The sequence below is a fragment of the Candidatus Cloacimonadota bacterium genome (genome assembly GCA_021734245.1).
Lineage (GTDB): Bacteria > Cloacimonadota > Cloacimonadia > Cloacimonadales > TCS61 > B137-G9.
The window spans coordinates 1-12,458 of sequence record JAIPJH010000093.1; the positions used below are offsets into that span (position 1 = coordinate 1).

Sequence of the window (12,458 nt, forward strand, 5' to 3'; positions counted from 1 at the left end):
AGCCAAGGTGTATTTCGCTAAATTTATTTCAGCAAGCTGAAAATCGAATTTTCATTATTTACCCCTCTGCCTTCGGCATCTCCCCTCAAACAGGGGAGAAATTTCGGAAAACCCCGACGCAAGCGTCGAGGAATTCTATCGATTAAACAAATTGAAAAATGCCGACAGAAATAAATCCGTCGGCACCCCTCCCCTAACATGATCAATTCAGATCATTATGATCAGCAATCGAAAATTAATTGATTGCATCCCATTCATTTTTGCTGGCTGGCGGAATAATCTCCCCCGAAATTATCTTACCTTCCAGAGTTTTCACTTCATTCAGAATTTCCTGCGGAACAAGTTTATCGGTAGTCGGCGCAATGCCCACTCCACCTTCTTTTAATCCGTAAATCACATTACTTCCACCCGGAAACTCATCACTCACGAGCAACTTTGTAAGATTATACATTGCGTTGTCAACTCTTTTCATGGCACTGGTTAATACATTATCTGGAGCCAGGTGGTTTTGATCTCTATCCACACCGATAGCAAATTTATTCTGTTCTTTTGCTGATTCTATAACACCGTCACCTACTGCTCCGGCTGCATGAAAAATAATGTCTGCACCATTTTTATACATCTGATTGGCGATCGCTTTTCCTTTGGCAGCATCGGTAAATGAATCGGCATATTGCACCAGAATTTCACAGTTTGGATCAGCTCTCTTTACTCCAGCTAAAAAACCATAATGAAATTTATGGATAACTGGAAAATCCATGCCACCAACAAAACCAACTTTTCCGGTTTTACTCATTTTGCCTGCAATATAACCAACCAGATAGGAAGGTTCCTGTTCTTTGAAATTTACTCCAACTAAATTTTCTGAAGGACTATCGAACCAGCAATCTATTCCGGCATATTTCTGTTCAGGATTCAGTTTAGACAATTCAACCATCAAATCTTTCATCTTGAAGCCGATACCTGCAATCAGATCATTTCCGGCATCCAGAAGTGTTTCCATATTTGGTTTATAATCTGCATCCTGATTGGATTCCAGATAGCTGGCTTTAATCCCGAAATCTTTTTCAGCACGTTGCAAACCTTCCCAGGCACTCTGGTTGAAAGACTGATCATTGACTCCACCAACATCGGTACACATTGCAATTTTGATCTGATCAGTTTTTTCTGATTTTGTGCAGCTAAAAATTAATATCATCAGTACAACTAACAATATTATTACAAATTTATTCATAATATCTCCTTTACACTTATCTGATTTCTTTTTATTCAACCACATTTTACATTGCGGATGGGAAATTGCTATTTTTTAATCTCTTAGCATTTTTTCAAACCCTCAGTCCTCCTGCGTCGGACAGCTCCCTTCACTGGGAGCAAAAGCGGAATTCATTTTTTTTCATTTCCTTATTGTTCCCCTGTTAAGGGGAAATGTCCAGTACGCTGGACAAAGGGGTTGTACATTTCATCTCCTTTTGTATGGAATTCCATCTGCTGCAGGACAGCGTGATCTTCCTACAAATCCTATTAAAATCACCAACGTTAACAAATATGGGATCATACTGAGAATTTGGGAAGAAATATTTAAATCGAATTGTCCCAGATAAATTGCCAGACCTTGAGAAAATCCGAATAGAAGACAAGCCAGCATTGCTCCCTGCGGTTTCCATTTTCCAAAGATCATTGCAGCCAGAGCTATAAAACCATGACCGGAAATAAGAGTCGGGCGAAAGTTGGAAACGATCGCCAAACTCATTGCTGCTCCACCAAATCCTGAAAAAACTCCTGAAAATATTACAGAGAAATAACGAACCTTATAGACGTTAATTCCCAAAGTTTCTGCCGCTCTGGGATGTTCTCCCACGCTTTTAATTCGTAAACCGAGTTTTGTTTTATTCAAAATGAACCAAAGCAGAAAAACCAGGATAAAAGCTAAAAAAACTGTTGCGTAACGATTTCCCAGAAAATAGTAAAAGAAAGAATCTGAAGAAAAAACCGAATTTAATGGACGCGGCATTTTATTGTTCAAATCGATGGAAAGTGTTGTAGTTGCTCCATCAAAGAAAATCCGGCTCAGGAAGATCGCCAAGCCCGGTCCCAGAAAATTTATGGCAATTCCCGATACGATTTGATTTGCTTGAAACGAAACACAGGCGATAGCATGTAGAAGTCCTAAAAATCCACCAGCTAAACCTGCTGCCAGAAAAGCGATCCAGGGATTTCCCAGATAATATCCAACCGCTGCTGCTACAAACGCTCCCAGCACCATCATGCCTTCCAAACCGATATTGATAACGCCCGAATTTTCAGAGATCACACCTCCCAGAGCTGTAAAAATGAGCGGAGTGGAATACATCAAAGTCGTTCCCAGAATTACTGCCAGACTATCAAACATTCCGCTTTCCTTTCCTTCTGAAAAATTTCAATATCAGCTTTATCAGCTGCGGTATGGCTACAAAAAATACGATAACTCCAATTACGATATTCACGATCTCCGATGGTGCTCCCATCATCGGCTGGATCTTTTGACCGCCATATTTTAGACCGCCAAAAAGCAATCCCGAAAAAATACATCCGATCGGATTGCTATTTCCGATGAGAGCGACAGCAATACCATCAAATCCATAACCTTCCATCGTAGCCAGAAGTGAAACGTTATGAGAAACTCCCATTACCTGGACAGCACCTGCTAAACCGGAAATTGCACCGGCAATCGTCATGGAGATCACAGTGTTTTTCTTCACATCGATTCCGCCGTATTCTGCTGCTTTAGCATTGAACCCAACTGCTTTCAGACGATAGCCCAGAGTTGTATGTTTTAAAATATACCAGATGAGGATGGCAATTATTATTGCGATCAGAATTCCCCAATTGACTGGAGTTCTAAAAAGATCGTTCCAAAACGGATGAGCCTGCAGCCAATTTCTTCCAGCTTCAGTATGCTTCCAGTTATCCAGAATTCGAATGCTGGCAGTTGTTTGAATATTGTAAGAAACTTCACTGTATGGTTTTTGAAAGCCGGGAAGATAAACAAAAAAATTCAGAAGATAAAAGGCGATCCAGTTCAGCATAATAGTCGAGATCACCTCATTTACACCAAATTTAGCTTTGAAAAATCCTGCAATTCCACCCCAGAAACCTGCTGCAATCAGAGCCGATAACAAAACTAAAGTGATATGAAAAACTGCCGGTAAATGAATGAAATACCCTACTGCGACGGCCGTTAAAGAACCAATAATATACTGCCCTTCTGCTCCAATGTTGAAAAGTCCGGTACGAAAAGCAAAAGCAATGGAAAGTCCTGTTAAGATGAGCGGAGTGGAGCGGATAATGACATAACTGAGATATTTCGGTTTTCCAAAAATTCCCTGTAGAATAATTCCATAGGCACGGAATGGATTGTAACCTGCTGCCAGCAAAATGACGGCTCCGATCAATATTCCCAAAAATACAGAGATCAAAGTGAATAATAAGGATTTTTGCTCAAAGAGTGTCAGGAATTTCTTAAGCATTATTCACCTTGGAAAAACCTTTTCTTCCACCAGCCATTAACAGTCCTAAAGTTTCCATATCCACGTCTTCGGAAGCTAGAATTTTCACGATCCTGCCATCAAAAATTACAGCGATTCGATCGGCAATTGTCAGGATTTCATCCAGCTCCAGCGAAACTAGCAAAACTGCTTTTCCTTCATCTCGATGACGGATCAATCCTTTGTGAATATATTCAATTGCACCTACATCCAAGCCACGAGTTGGTTGCGCTGCGATCAAAAGATCAGGATCGTGACTGACTTCCCGGGCAACGATCACTTTCTGCTGATTTCCACCCGATAAAGTTTTTGTTTTCCTCTTTTCATCGGTCGGCCGAATATCGAATTTTTCGATCAATTCTTGGGAAAATATACCAATTTGTTCATGATTCAATTTACCATTTTTGGCAAAAGGTTCATCAGAATGTGTTTTTAAAATCATGTTTTCAGCAACTGTGAAATCCAAAATTAGACCTTGATTCTGCCTATCCTGTGGAATGTAGGAAATTTTGTTGTCGAATATTTTTTTTGGCGATAGATTGGTTATATCTTTTCCCTTCATCAGGATATGACCTGATATAACTTTGCGTATTCCGGTAAGTGCTTCCAGCAATTCTGTCTGTCCATTTCCGTCGATACCAGCCAAGCCCAGAATCTCACCTTGATGAATTTTCAGATCGATACCGTTGATTTTTTGAATTCCCCGATTGTCTTTCACTTTTAAATTTTGAACTTGTAAAATTACCTCGCCGGGATTTGCGGTTTTATGAGAAATTTGAAAATTTATATCTCTGCCAACCATTTTTGCTGCTAATTCAGCTTCTGTAACATCTTTCACGTCAACAACATCGATCAACTTACCTTTACGAATTATCGTGCAGCGATCTGCCATTTCTTTGATCTCTTTCAATTTATGACTGATCAAAATGATCGATTTTCCTTCTTTCTTTAAATTACGAAGAATCTTGCCCAATTCGGATATTTCCTGTGGTGTTAGCACTGCTGTTGGTTCGTCCAAAATCAAAATTTCCGCATCTCGATACAGAGCTTTCAAAATTTCTACACGCTGCTGCATTCCAACAGAAATTTCTTCAATTCTTGCTTCAGGATCGATCTTGAGACCATATTTATCGGAAAGCTCCTGAATCTCTCTGGCAGCTGATTTCAGGTCTAAAACACCCAGCTTTCCGGTTTTCTCTTTTCCCAGAATTATATTTTGTGTAACCGTGAAAGGTTGAACAAGCATGAAGTGTTGATGAACCATGCCAATTCCATTTTGAATTGCATCGCGTGGATTCTTGATTTTTACTTTTTTACCCTTCAAATATATTTCACCGGAATCAGCAGAAAGCAGTCCATAAAGAATATTCATCAGAGTTGATTTTCCAGCTCCGTTTTCGCCCAGAAGCGCATGAACTTCTCCTTTAAGAATTTTGAGATCGATATTCTCGTTTGCAATAATTTCACCAAATTTCTTGGTGATGTTGCGCATTTCTACAGCTGGAAATTCACTATTTTTCATAATAATCCTAAAATTCGATTACTGCTAATTTTTAATTGAACAAAATATGTCTTCTCTCCTTAAAATATTTTGCATTCAAATTTGAAAAACCGCCCGTTGTTTGTAAATGCTTTTACAAAGAAAATGAAAAAAGTTGACATTTTAGTCGCAATTGGGATTTTACAAATCATGAAAAAAATGAAGGTGTATTTTATTGGTTTTACCTGAGAAAGAAATTAATTCTTTCGGGTAAAGAAATGCATCAATTTTTCAATATTACATCCTTTCCCCGACCTTATTTTAATAAAAAATTTATTGGAGAAATTATATGAAAAACTTTTTTTCTACACGTTTAGGAATAATTATTGTAGGTGCTGTTATTGGCATCTTAGCTACACTTTTACAGAAATTTGGCAATCCTGCCAACATGGGAATCTGTGTAGCCTGTTTCGCTCGTGATACAGCTGGCGCTTTAGGTTTACACAACGTTACAAAACTTCATTACATTCGACCTGAATTGATCGGACTTATTTCAGGATCGCTTCTCATGGCTTTGATTTTCAAAGAATTCAAACCAAGAGGTGGATCATCTTCTATCGTGCGTTTTTTCCTGGGAGTTTTTGCTGTAATCGGTGCACTGGTATTTCTGGGCTGTCCCTGGCGAGCCAGTTTACGTCTGGCTGGTGGCGATTGGAATGCGATTATAGGTTTTGCCGGATTGATCTTGGGAATATTTATTGGAACTTTGTTCATAAAGAAAGGATACAATTTAGGAAGATCAAGATCGATAGACAAAAAACTTGCAGGTTGGGCATTTCCGGCTTTCATGATAATTTTGCTTATTCTGGTTTTGATCGGATTCAAGAAAATCTCCAATGGCAATCCTCCTCATGCGGCTTTATGGATCAGTCTTGTTTTTGCAATCATTATCGGTGCTCTGGCTCAAAGAAGCCGTTTCTGCACTGTCGGTGCATTTCGCGATATGATCATGATCAAAGAAACTTATCTTCTTTCAGGATTGGGAAGTTTCATTGTTACAGCTTTTATTATGAATTTGATTTTGGGACAATTCAATCCTGGATTTTCCGGGCAACCAGCAGCTCATACCATGCATTTATGGAATTTTCTGGGAATGGTTTTAGCAGGATTGGCTTTTACTCTAGCCGGTGGATGTCCGGGACGTCAGCTCATAATGGCTGGTGAAGGTGATAACGATGCCGCTGTGTTCTTTTTGGGATTGTTAGTTGGTGCAGGATTAGCACATAATTTCGGACTTACCAGCAGTGGTAAAGGAATTGGTGAATTTGGTGCAGCAGGAACGATTATCGGAATTATTTTCTGCTTAATTATCGGTTTTACCATGATCCAAAAACGTAAATAGGAGATTTAAAATGATACATGTTGATACATGCGGACTTTCCTGCCCCCAACCGGTCGTTCTGGTTTTACAGGAAATCAAAAAAGGCAGTACAGAATTTGAAATTTTACTGGATAGTCAGGCATCATTGGAAAATGTTGCCAGACTACTGAATAAACATGAATTGAATTTTGAAAAAATCGAAAAGGAAGATCATACAGTTTATCATGTCAGGTAATTTTTCAAAAAGCGGTGTTATCTATTTTGATAACGCCGCAACTTCTTTTCCAAAACCGAAGGAAGTTGGAGAAGCAATCTTAGACTACCTTCAAAATATTGGTGCAAATCCCGGTAGATCAGGTCATAGAAAAGCTGTGGAAGCTGGACAGATCGTTTTTAGAACAAGAAAACTTTTAGCTGATTTCTTTGGTTTGGCAAATCCTATGTATGTTATTTTTACTTCCAATGCAACCGAAGCTTTAAATACAGCAATTCGAGGAATTTTAAGGAATGGTGATCATGTAATTACCAGCAGCATGGAGCACAACAGCACGATCCGTCCTTTACATCAAATGAAAAAATTTGGTCAGATCGAACTGACAATTGTTCCTTCAGAATATCTGGGAATGCTTGATCCTGATGATATCAAGAAAGCGATCAGAAAAGAAACGAAAGCAATCGTGATCAATCACGTTTCCAACGTGAATGGGTGCGTTCAAAATATCAATGAAATTGGAGATATCTGTAAGAAGAACGATATTATTTTTATCGTTGATGCTGCTCAATCTGCAGGAGTTATTCCAATCGATTTCAAAAAAGATAATATCGATCTGCTGGCAATTCCCGGTCATAAAGGTTTGTACGGTCCTACAGGAACCGGAGCACTTTTGATAAATGATGATTTTGAAATTGCCAAGATAAAACCCTTGAAATGCGGTGGAACTGGAAGTCTTTCCGACAGCATCGAACAACCCGATTTTCTTCCTGATATGCTGGAAAGCGGCACTTTGAATGTAGCTGGAATTGCCGGATTGAAGGCGGGAATTGAACATATTCAGCAGTTTGGGTTAGAAAAAATTCAAGAACATAAAAAACAGTTACAGGATCATTTCATACATAAGGCTGCCGAAAATATTCCAGATTTTAAGCATTTTACAAATCCTGATTCACCAGCGGTTGGAGTGATTTCATTTATTTTAAAAGGAAAATCTGTTTCAGAAATTGCTCAAATCCTTTCCGAAAAATATCGCATCATGTGTCGTCAAGGACTGCATTGCGCACCTCTGGCACATCAAACTTTAGGAACTTATCCGCAGGGAACTATTCGGTTTGGATTTTCAATTTTCAACACAATTGAAGAAATTGATTTTGCTGTAAATGCTTTAAGAGAAATCGCAAATGAATAAATCTGTAATTCTTTTTCATTCTACCAATTACGCCATCTGGGCAGAGAATGAATTGAAAGAAAAAAATCTATTTTCCAAGCTGATCAGTGTGCCACGTCATCTAAGTTCAGATTGTGGTTATTGTGTAGAAATCGAAGCTTCTGATAAAGAAATGGTTGAAAAGATTCTAAATACAAAAAATATTGATTTTGAAAAAATAGTGGATTTATAGAAAGAACATTTATTTGATAGCGGATCTTTGGAAAGGACATTTATAGGATTCAGGGGATGAATACAAAAACCCCCTCTGTTCTGCGTTAGTGCAATAGCAAAATTAGCAGAACATCTCCCCCTTATCTTCCTCTTTGCACATCGGAGCGATAAATCTAAGGGGGGAGAAAATTAGGAAAAAGGAAATATTTTTAAATGAAAAATATGAAGAAAATGACAAAGCATGTTCGTGCGGCTGGTTGAGCCGGAAAAGTGAGTCCGGCGGACTTGGAAAAAATAATGCATGGTTTGAATTATCCTCAATCCAAAAATACTCTGGTCGATTTTGAAAGCAGCGATGATGCTGGTGTTTACAAGATTTCGGATGATATTGCAATTGTTCAAACCGTAGATTTCATCACTCCTGTTGTCGATGATCCATTCATGTATGGTAAAATTGCTGCAGCAAATAGTCTTAGTGATGTTTTCGCGATGGGTGCGAAAGTTCATACTGCTCTTAACCTGGTTGCATACGATAGCTGCAATGTAACCAAAGAAATGCTGAATGAAATTTTGCGGGGCGGTCTGGAAAAAGTAACAGAAGCGGAAGGAGTTATTCTGGGTGGACACACGATAGAAGATATCGAAATGAAATACGGATTGAGCGTAACTGGCATTGTTCATCCCAAAAAGTTTTTGCGGAATAACAGCATTCAACCCGGAGATAAATTAATTCTTACCAAACCGCTTGGAATGGGTGTTATCACTACTTCCATAAAAGCTGATTTAGCTCCTTTCAGTGCTATAGAAAAGGCATCCTATCACATGAGCTTCTTAAATAAAACAGCTTCCGAAATCGCTGTGAAATCTGGTGTAAATGCCATGACAGATGTAACCGGTTTTGGCCTTTTAGGTCATCTCTATGAAATGACTAATGATGAAGCATCTGTGAAATTGGATTTTCCTTCTATTCCGATTTTAGAAGAAGCTTTCGATTTAGCCGAGATGGGAATGTTTCCCGGTGGATCTTTTCGAAATCGAGATCATTTCCAAGAAAATGTGAAGATCATGTATAAAGAATTAAACAAAGATCAGGTCATGCTTCTTTTTGATGCTCAAACTTCCGGAGGATTATTGATCTCAGTTCCAAATGAAAAAGCAGATAAATTACTGGATCAATTGAAGCTGGCTGGAATTGAATGGTGTGCCGAAATTGGTGAAGTTTATTCTTCCGATAAAAGGGAAATAACGATTTTTTAACTCAAATAAAAAAGGGAGAACATTTCTGCTCTCCCCTTAGATAGTTATTTTACAATTAACGATCTCTTTCGAGTCGTTCCCTTGCTTCGAAGAAATCTTTCACTGGTCCGATTGAAGGTGGTTCTTGTTCGAACACATCATTGCTTGGATATTTATCATCTGGTTTGTATATCTTTACTTCTTCCTGAGGAAAATCTAAATCTGGTTTTGGATAGTCCATTTTAATGGGCTTTTCATATTCACAGACTAAAATCATTGGCGGCTCGGAAGGTTTGAAAATTCTGCTGATAAATGGAGATGGTACGTATTCACAAACCATTGCTCCTTGTTGTTCACTATAATCAACTTGTCCTTCTGCTACTAATACCTGGGATGCTACGATCAGTACTAAAACTACAATTATGTTTTTCATCTTAAAACTCCTTAATTTTTTTTTCTTTTTCCACAATTTGTCACGTCTATACTGCTACAATAATCCAAAAATGAATTGTAGCAAATTTTATTTTGAGAATAATTCGCAGAATAATATATTTTTAACTTGACAGTTAATTCCATAATTTGATTTTAAACGCAAGAGTTAAAGATTTAATGTTAAATAGAAAACTCTGGAATTGGATTTGGAGGTTATAATGTCTTTAGGAAAAAGATTAAAACAAATACTCAGAAAACTTGACCTTACACAAGTAGCATTATCAAAACGAATAAATATTTCCAATGTTGTTATCAATCGATACATAAAAGACAAGACAATGCCGGATCTCAATTTCCTGAATAAACTCGCTACAAACCTGAATATTAATATAAATTGGCTGATAACTGGAGAAGGAACCATGTTTCCCACTCGTAATGTTAAACAGTTTGGTGATCGTGAATTTTACTACATGCCGATCTTTGAATCTGTAAGCTGCGGCTCTCCGCAGGAAATAGAATCAGCTGAACCGCTCGATCATATTCTGGTTGATACAAATTCTCTTTCTGGAGACTTCAATAGTTATTTTTCTTTCTTTGCCAGCGGTGATAGCATGGAACCTTACATTTCCAACGGTGATGTGGTGATCGTGAAGCAAGACAGCGAGTGGCAGCATGCCGAAGATAGAATTTGCGTCGTAAATGTGGAAGGAGAAATTACCTTAAAAAAGGTAAAAACTTTTATGGATGGTCAGGAAATTCTATTGCAACCATACAACAAAGATCATCAACCGATACTTTTAGATAAAGAACGAGCGCGAAATTCTCTGTTAGTAGGAATTGCAGTCATGAGCGTGAGGAATCTGTAACAAAAAAAATATTGCAACCCAATCGTATTTCTTATATTCTGTCTCAAAAATGTAGGAGCGAAATATGGCGAAAATCGGCAGGAATGATCCATGCCCCTGTGGCAGTGGAAAAAAATATAAGCATTGGTGTTGGAACAAAAAGCAAAAAAATCTTTCAGAAGATTACATCAGGAATCTTTTTCAGCAAATTGATGAAAAAATATTTGATGAAATACTTCGATTTAGTTTGTTCACATTTGGTAAAGCAGTAGTCGATTTTGCCTGGCAGGATTTCACAAATTTTACAGAAGAAAATTTCAATGAAGAAGATAATCCTCATGATCAATTATTTTTCCCCTGGTTTTTATATTCCTGGTTACCTCAAGATTTTTTTCCTGATCTAAAAAATTTAAAAAATCAGACTATTGCGGAATTATATCTTACAAAAAATATAATGAACTTAACCAGCAATGAGAGAGATTATATCCGCTGTGTGAAATCGAATCCATTTAGTTTTTATCAGATCATGGATATCAAATATGATCATTATGTGATCATCAATGATATTTTTACAGGCGATACATTTAAGGTTTTAGATTATTTATTATCTCGATCAGTCCAGATAAATACATTCATTTACTGTCGAGTTATTCATATCCAAAATGTAAATTTCATTTTAGGATGTTCTTCTATTAATATACCACCAGAATATAAAATCCAGCTTCTAAGCCTGAAAAAGGAAATCCTTGAAAGTGAAAAGAAGATTACGAAATCTATATTATTTGATTGGTCAGATGAGATTCGAGAGGAATATTTTGCCTTATACAATTCCTTAACAAGACCACCAAAATTGGTTAATAAAAATGGTGATCCACTTTCATTTAATGATATAATTTATGAGATCTCCGATCCCCATAAAATTTGGGAATCCTTAAAACATCTGTCTTCGCCACTAACCAAAGAAGAATTTTTGGAAAGAGCAGAATTTGATGCAGAAGGAAATCTGTATAAAATTGAATTCAGTTGGCTTTCCCCCCAAAAAGGAAACGACATTATTTCATCGATCTATGCGTATATCCAGATCGAGGGAAATGAATTGGTTGTTTCGGTAAACTCTGATAAGCGTGCTAAATATGCCAGGAAAAAGATGAAATCTCTTTTGGGTAATAATGCCAAATACAAACTGACAAAAACTAAACCTTATGAAAATGCCAAAAGAGAATTTTCCCAACAACCTGAAATCGAACCAGATCCCAAAATGAAAGAATTTGAAGAATCTCCAGAATTTAAAGAATTAATAGACAATTTCCTGGAAAATCATTGGAAAAACTGGATCAATGAAAAAATTCCAGCTTTGGGCAATATTACACCCAAACAAGCTTTGCATAATGAAATCGACAAAGAAAAATTAATTACACTTTTAGATAAGTTTGAGCGAGATGATAACAAACTTGATCCCAAAATGAAACAAATTAAATATATAAAATGGGTTAGGAAAGAATTGGGATTGTAAAGAATTCAGCGGCATTTCATTTGACACAAATATATGAATTGATTCGTTTGTTATAGATTAAATCGGAGGAAGAAAATGGAATGCCCAATTTGCAAGAATGAGCCGATGATCACGTTGGAATTGAGCAACGTGGAAATAGATTACTGCCTTAAATGTAAAGGCATCTGGCTGGATGCCGGTGAACTGGAGATGCTGCTGGGAAATGATAAACAAACCACAGAATTTCTACAAAGCTTTAATCTTGAAAAAAATCCCAGAGAAAAAAAAGTGAAATGCCCCATTTGCACTAAAAAAATGGAAAAGATCTCTGTAGGAACCGAAGCTGCAGTACAAATCGACCGCTGTAAAAATGGCGATGGCATCTGGTTTGACAAAGGTGAGCTGGAAGAAGTTATCAAGCATGGCAGTCTGGGCAAAGATAACCAGGTTCTCGATCTTTTGCAAGAGAT

Annotated in this window: 13 protein-coding genes; 8 read left to right on the forward strand and 5 right to left on the reverse strand. The window is 37.5% G+C overall.

The window, feature by feature from the left end; translation table 11 throughout:
• Positions 1-235 precede the first annotated feature (235 nt).
• From K9N40_11485 to K9N40_11500, 4 genes are all read right to left on the reverse strand, one after another.
• Positions 236-1,234 carry a BMP family ABC transporter substrate-binding protein gene (locus K9N40_11485; protein MCF7815088.1) on the reverse strand — a complete coding sequence of 333 codons (999 nt, stop codon included), beginning with the start codon at positions 1,232-1,234 and terminating at the stop codon, positions 236-238.
• 228 nt (positions 1,235-1,462) lie between these two features.
• Positions 1,463-2,392, reverse strand: a complete 930-nt coding sequence (locus tag K9N40_11490) for an ABC transporter permease (GenBank protein MCF7815089.1) — start codon at positions 2,390-2,392, stop codon at positions 1,463-1,465.
• Positions 2,385-3,509 carry an ABC transporter permease gene (locus tag K9N40_11495; protein MCF7815090.1) on the reverse strand — a complete coding sequence of 375 codons (1,125 nt, stop codon included), beginning with the start codon at positions 3,507-3,509 and terminating at the stop codon, positions 2,385-2,387. Before K9N40_11495 ends, K9N40_11490 begins: the two co-directional genes overlap by 8 nt.
• Entirely contained in the window at positions 3,502-5,049 is a 1,548-nt protein-coding gene (locus K9N40_11500) for an ABC transporter ATP-binding protein (GenBank protein MCF7815091.1), read from the reverse strand. The genes K9N40_11495 and K9N40_11500 overlap by 8 nt, the downstream gene beginning before the upstream one ends.
• Positions 5,050-5,356: 307 nt before the next feature.
• On the opposite strand from K9N40_11500, the gene K9N40_11505 reads away from it, so the two are divergent.
• The 5 genes from K9N40_11505 (at position 5,357) to selD (ending at position 9,240) form a co-directional block, all read left to right on the forward strand.
• Positions 5,357-6,409, forward strand: a complete 1,053-nt coding sequence (locus K9N40_11505; protein MCF7815092.1) for a YedE-related selenium metabolism membrane protein — start codon at positions 5,357-5,359, stop codon at positions 6,407-6,409.
• A 10-nt stretch (positions 6,410-6,419) separates the two neighbouring features.
• A complete protein-coding gene (locus K9N40_11510; protein MCF7815093.1) occupies positions 6,420-6,623 on the forward strand; it encodes a sulfurtransferase TusA family protein in 204 nt (67 codons plus the stop codon).
• A complete protein-coding gene (locus K9N40_11515; GenBank protein MCF7815094.1) occupies positions 6,613-7,791 on the forward strand; it encodes an aminotransferase class V-fold PLP-dependent enzyme in 1,179 nt (392 codons plus the stop codon). The genes K9N40_11510 and K9N40_11515 overlap by 11 nt, the downstream gene beginning before the upstream one ends.
• Positions 7,784-8,002 (forward strand): DUF3343 domain-containing protein, encoded by a 219-nt coding sequence (locus K9N40_11520; GenBank protein ID MCF7815095.1) that lies wholly within the window; start codon positions 7,784-7,786, stop codon positions 8,000-8,002. Before K9N40_11515 ends, K9N40_11520 begins: the two co-directional genes overlap by 8 nt.
• Positions 8,003-8,196: 194 nt before the next feature.
• Complete coding sequence (gene selD, locus K9N40_11525) at positions 8,197-9,240, forward strand: selenide, water dikinase SelD (GenBank protein ID MCF7815096.1); 1,044 nt, start codon at positions 8,197-8,199, stop codon at positions 9,238-9,240.
• A gap of 55 nt (positions 9,241-9,295) precedes the next feature.
• On the opposite strand, the gene K9N40_11530 is transcribed toward selD, so the two are convergent.
• On the reverse strand, positions 9,296-9,652 hold the full coding sequence (locus tag K9N40_11530; protein ID MCF7815097.1) for a hypothetical protein: 357 nt from the start codon (positions 9,650-9,652) through the stop codon (positions 9,296-9,298).
• 217 nt (positions 9,653-9,869) lie between these two features.
• Between K9N40_11530 and K9N40_11535 the strand changes: the two genes are divergently transcribed.
• From K9N40_11535 to K9N40_11545, 3 genes are all read left to right on the forward strand, one after another.
• Entirely contained in the window at positions 9,870-10,517 is a 648-nt protein-coding gene (locus tag K9N40_11535; protein MCF7815098.1) for an XRE family transcriptional regulator, read from the forward strand.
• 64 nt (positions 10,518-10,581) lie between these two features.
• The gene (locus tag K9N40_11540) at positions 10,582-12,009 is read left to right on the forward strand and encodes an SEC-C domain-containing protein (protein MCF7815099.1); all 1,428 of its coding nucleotides are present in this window, start codon (positions 10,582-10,584) and stop codon (positions 12,007-12,009) included.
• Between the two features lie 75 nt (positions 12,010-12,084).
• The coding region (locus K9N40_11545; protein MCF7815100.1) for a zf-TFIIB domain-containing protein at positions 12,085-12,458 on the forward strand (374 nt) is incomplete at its 3' end.

Bases quoted from the DNA above. Each gene is read 5' to 3' on its own strand.
- K9N40_11485 (MCF7815088.1), bottom strand. From the start codon at position 1,234: ATGAATAAATTTGTAATAATATTGTTAGTTGTACTGATGATATTAATT.
- K9N40_11490 (MCF7815089.1), bottom strand. From the start codon at position 2,392: ATGTTTGATAGTCTGGCAGTAATTCTGGGAACGACTTTGATGTATTCC.
- K9N40_11495 (MCF7815090.1), bottom strand. From the start codon at position 3,509: ATGCTTAAGAAATTCCTGACACTCTTTGAGCAAAAATCCTTATTATTC.
- K9N40_11500 (MCF7815091.1), bottom strand. From the start codon at position 5,049: ATGAAAAATAGTGAATTTCCAGCTGTAGAAATGCGCAACATCACCAAG.
- K9N40_11505 (MCF7815092.1), top strand. From the start codon at position 5,357: ATGAAAAACTTTTTTTCTACACGTTTAGGAATAATTATTGTAGGTGCT.
- K9N40_11510 (MCF7815093.1), top strand. From the start codon at position 6,420: ATGATACATGTTGATACATGCGGACTTTCCTGCCCCCAACCGGTCGTT.
- K9N40_11515 (MCF7815094.1), top strand. From the start codon at position 6,613: ATGTCAGGTAATTTTTCAAAAAGCGGTGTTATCTATTTTGATAACGCC.
- K9N40_11520 (MCF7815095.1), top strand. From the start codon at position 7,784: ATGAATAAATCTGTAATTCTTTTTCATTCTACCAATTACGCCATCTGG.
- K9N40_11530 (MCF7815097.1), bottom strand. From the start codon at position 9,652: ATGAAAAACATAATTGTAGTTTTAGTACTGATCGTAGCATCCCAGGTA.
- K9N40_11535 (MCF7815098.1), top strand. From the start codon at position 9,870: ATGTCTTTAGGAAAAAGATTAAAACAAATACTCAGAAAACTTGACCTT.
- K9N40_11540 (MCF7815099.1), top strand. From the start codon at position 10,582: ATGGCGAAAATCGGCAGGAATGATCCATGCCCCTGTGGCAGTGGAAAA.